The 4,174-nt window shown below is 62.8% G+C and carries 3 protein-coding genes and 1 pseudogene; 3 read left to right on the forward strand and 1 reads right to left on the reverse strand.

Annotation, left to right across the window (positions count from 1 at the left end; genetic code table 11):
• From BN32_RS28105 to BN32_RS25475, 3 genes are all read left to right on the forward strand, one after another.
• A partial coding sequence (locus tag BN32_RS28105; RefSeq protein ID WP_283805260.1) for a complex I subunit 4 family protein occupies nt 1-817 on the forward strand: 817 nt, incomplete at its 5' end.
• Nucleotides 814-1,455, forward strand: a complete 642-nt coding sequence (locus BN32_RS28110; RefSeq protein ID WP_202962539.1) for a complex I subunit 4 family protein — start codon at nt 814-816, stop codon at nt 1,453-1,455. The genes BN32_RS28105 and BN32_RS28110, both read left to right, overlap by 4 nt.
• The gene (locus BN32_RS25475) at nt 1,445-2,851 is read left to right on the forward strand and encodes an NADH-quinone oxidoreductase subunit N (protein ID WP_244438285.1); all 1,407 of its coding nucleotides are present in this window, start codon (nt 1,445-1,447) and stop codon (nt 2,849-2,851) included. The genes BN32_RS28110 and BN32_RS25475 overlap by 11 nt, the downstream gene beginning before the upstream one ends.
• 226 nt (nt 2,852-3,077) lie before the next feature.
• Here BN32_RS25475 and BN32_RS25480 read toward each other — a convergent pair.
• Nucleotides 3,078-4,174 (reverse strand): annotated as a pseudogene (locus BN32_RS25480) (Tn3 family transposase); the annotation flags it as partial.

Below are 4,174 nucleotides of genomic sequence, written 5' to 3' on the forward strand. Positions count from 1 at the left end.
CGATGTCCTCCTGAAGAAAGACGACCCCGCCATGCCCCTTCTCTCGATCTCCGTCTTTCTACCGCTTCTTGGTGGCGTGCTGCTGATGGCCCTGCCAAACAAGTCGGCGCGCATCGCCCATGGCGTTTCCATCGCCACCACCGGGCTGACCTTCGTTGTGACGCTGGCGATCTGGGCGCGGGGCACGCTGCCGGACGGTTTCGCGCAGGTCGAGGAAATCGCCTGGATCCCGGCCATTGGTGCCGCCTTCCGGGTTGGCGTCGACGGGCTGAGCCTGCCGCTGATCCTGCTGACCTCGCTGCTGTTTTTCCTGTCGGCAATCTATGCGGCGCGGATCACCGACCGCCCGGCGGTCTTTGTCGCGCTGATGCTGATGCTGGAGACCGCGTCGATCGGCACCTTCGCGGCGCTGGACGCGCTCCTGTTCTACGTCTTCTTTGAAGTGTCGCTGGTCGGCATGTACTTCATGATCGTCGGCTGGGGCTATGAAGAACGCCAGCGCGCCGGGCTGATGTTCTTCATCTACACGCTGCTAGGCTCGCTGCCGCTGTTGCTGGCGATCATCGGGCTGTATCTGGCCACGGGAAGTTTTGACATGCGGCTGTGGATCGAGGCGCCGCCACTGACTGGGCTGGCGGCGATGCTGGCGCTGATCGCGATGCTGTTCACCTTCGCGGTCAAGATCCCGTCCTTTCCAGTGCATACTTGGCTGCCCGCGGCCCACGTGCAGGCCCCGACCGTGGGCAGCGTGATCCTCGCCGGGGTGGATGCTGAAATTCGGCACATACGGCCTTGTGCGTTTTCGCCTTACAGATGACGCCCGACGCCTTTGCGCAGGCCGGTCAGGTGGTGCTGGCCTTTGGCGTATTCAGCGCCCTTTACGGTGCCTTCGTGGCGCTGGCGCAGTCAGATCTGAAGAAGATGATCGCCTATACGTCGGTGAACCACATGGGCTATGTGGTGATCGGCGTCGCGGTGGCGGCGCTGACGCTGGACCCTGACTTGCGGGCGGTCGCGCTCAATGGTGCGACCTTGCAGATGGTCAGCCACGGCATCGTCACCGGGGCGTTGTTCTTTCTCGTCGGCATGTTGCAGTCGCGCGCCCACGAACGCGAGATGACCGCGTTCGGCGGGCTGCTGGGGCAGGTGCCATGGCTGGGCTGGGCCTTCGTGCTGTCGGCCTTTGCCTCGCTCGGGCTGCCGGGGTTGGCGCATTTCCCGGCTGAATTTCAGATCTTCCTGGCCACACTGAATGCCCAGCCCTGGGCCATCGTGGCGATCATCGCCATCGTGGTGACGGCGGGGCTTTATCTGCGCGCGATCGCGGCGGTATTTCTGGGCGAGCGAAACGAGAAATGGGCGGCGATGCCCGATCTGGACCGGGGCGAGATGCTGGCCATCGTGCCGCTGCTTGTCCTCATCATCCTGATCGGGGTGCGCCGTCTTGGTTGCTGAACATGATCGACGTGACGATGCGGGCGCTGCAACTCTGATGGCGCGCGACCTGTCCTTTCTGTTTCCCGAACTGATGTTGGCCTCGACGGTCGTGCTGATGCTGGTGGCCGAGATGCTGCGTGCGCCGCGTCTGGCACTGACATTCGGGCTGATCGGGCTGGGCCTGTCCACCGCGCTGACGTTGCCGCTGCTGGAGGCCGACACCAGCGTCTTTGGCGGCACCTACCGAGTCGATCTGCTGTCGGGCTGGGCCAAGCTGATCCTGCTGCCAGGCACCGCGCTGGCGCTTCTGATGACGCGGGCCGAGATTGCCGGGAAGGACCGCGAGGGAAGTGTCTATACGCTGCTTTGTCTTGTGACGCTTGGGGCGCTGATGCTGGCGGGCGGTGGCGACATGATGCTGCTGGTGCTGGGCGTGGTGCTGACGGGTCTGGGCTCCTTCGCGATGGTAGCCTGGCCGCGCGACGATGCGGCGACCGAGGCGGCGATGAAATATCTGGTGTTCGGCGCCGTCACCGGATCGGTGATGATCTACGGGCTGACCTTCTGGTTCGGTGGTGCCGGATCGACGCTTTTTTCCGAGCTTGGTGCGCTTCAAAGCAAGCCGCTGATCGCGCTGGCGGGGCTGGTCGCGGTGCTGATCGGACTGGGCTACAAGGCGGCGCTGGTGCCGTTCCAGTTCTGGGCACCCGACGCCTATGACGGCGCGCCGGTATCGGTCGCGGCTTTTCTGTCGGTGATCACCAAGGTGGCGGCGATTTTTGCCTTTGCGCAGGTGCTGCGCGATCTGCCTGTCGCTACCGGCTGGCCCGTCGTCGTCGCGCTGATCGCGGCGGTGACGATGTCATTCGGCTATCTGGCCGCCCTGGTGCAGAGCAATGTCGTGCGGCTGCTGGCCTATTCCTCGGTGGCGCAGGCGGGCTATTTCATGCTGGGGATTGTGGCGCTTGGCACCAGTCCGTTGGCCCTGCCTTCGGTGATCGTGTTCGGCGCGGCCTATGTGGCGATGAACCTTGGAGCCTTTGCAGTCATAGTGATCGCGGGCCGCAATCTGGACGACTTCAAGGGCTTCGGCCGCGCGCGCCCATTGATCGGTGTGGCGATGGTCGTGTTCCTGCTGTCGCTGACCGGTATTCCGCCGCTCTTCGGCTTTGTCGGCAAGGTGCTGCTGTTCGGAGCCGCGATCGAGGCGGGCTATCTTTGGCTGGCGGTGATCGGGATCCTTAACAGCGTGCTGGCGCTGGCGGTCTATCTGCGCATCGTGGTGCCGATGTATCAGGCGCGCGATGGCGAAGCGGTTCGGGCAGAGGTCGCGCTGCCGTTGTTGGTTGTGCTAGGTGCGACCGCGTTGGTCACGGCGCTGATGGGGCTGTTCGCGGGAGTGTTTCCCGGGTGACTTAAGGCGCGGTTTTGTGCCAGTCGGTCAAAGTGGTGATCTTGCTATCCTAGCCTGCCAGCGGCTCGGCCATTCGCTCCGCATTCCCGGAATTAAGCAGCGTCTCGATATCACCATAAGCGCGGCGGGTGGTCACGGCCCCAGCCGCGATACAGTGGCGCTTTAGACCGAATTCAAGTGGGGGTGGATTCCGGTAGGGGGCAGAATGACACCCTAAGCCAGCCCTTCATCGTTTTTTCCACTTATACTCGCCTGTGAGGAGGATGTGTGCCCATCCGAGAGGCGAGATGTGCCCCAGGAGATCGGATGGACTGTCTAATCCGACGTGTTGGCGCCGTGTGACAGCCTGCCCGAGGTGCTTGGTGTTCCAGTAGATGATGATGGCGGCCAGCAGGTTCAGCCCTGCCATAGGCCGCAAATTTCTTGAGCAACTGACTGGGCGGCATGATGCCCGCCGCCATCGTGGCCACGGCCCGCAGGATATCCGGCCAGTTTTGGACGATGAGGCCCTCCCTTATTTTGCCGCCGATCAGGCCGCGCAGCTCTTTGGACGCTGCGGCGGGTTCGAAGAGATAGAGCCGCTTCGAGGGCAAGTCGCGGATGCGTGGAATGAACCTAAAGGCCAGCAGGGAGGTGACGGCAAAGACATGGTCGGTGAAGCCGCCGGTGTCGGCATACTGCTCTTTGATGTTGCGGCCTGTTTCATTCATCAAGAGCCCGTCGAGGATGTAAGGCGCCTCACTCACGGTGGCGGGGATGTTTTGCGTTGCGAAGGGTCCAAACTGATCGGAGATATGCGTATAGGCCTTTAAGCCCGGCTCAGAACCGTATTTGGCGTTGATAAGATTCATCGCCTCGCCCTGCCGCGCGGCGGGGAAAAATTGCCCGTCACTGGACGCAGTGACGCCGGCACCCCAGAACCTGGCCATGGGTAAACGCGATTGCGCTTCAATCACCATGGCAAGCGCCCGGTTGATGGCGTCGCTTTCGATGTGCCAGCGAGACAAGCGCGACAGCTGCAAGTAGTCGTGGGTGTTGGTGGCCTCGGCCATCTTGCTCAGTCCAAGGTTCAGGCCCTCGGCCAACAACACGTTCAACAACCCGATGCGATCCTTGCATGGTGAACCGGTGCGCACGTTTGTGAAGGCGTCCGTGAAGCCGGTTGCATCGTCGACCTCCAGCAGCAGATCGGTGATGCGCACAGCGGGCAGACGGTCATAGAGATCGAGAACCAGAGCCTCGGCCGCCTCTGGCACCGCTGAGGTTAGCCGGTCTATTTTCAGAACGCCGTTTTCGATGGAGCCGCCGGGGACCCCGTGGGTC

The sequence above is a fragment of the Afipia birgiae 34632 genome (assembly GCF_000308295.2).
GTDB classification, from domain to species: domain Bacteria; phylum Pseudomonadota; class Alphaproteobacteria; order Rhizobiales; family Xanthobacteraceae; genus Afipia; species Afipia birgiae.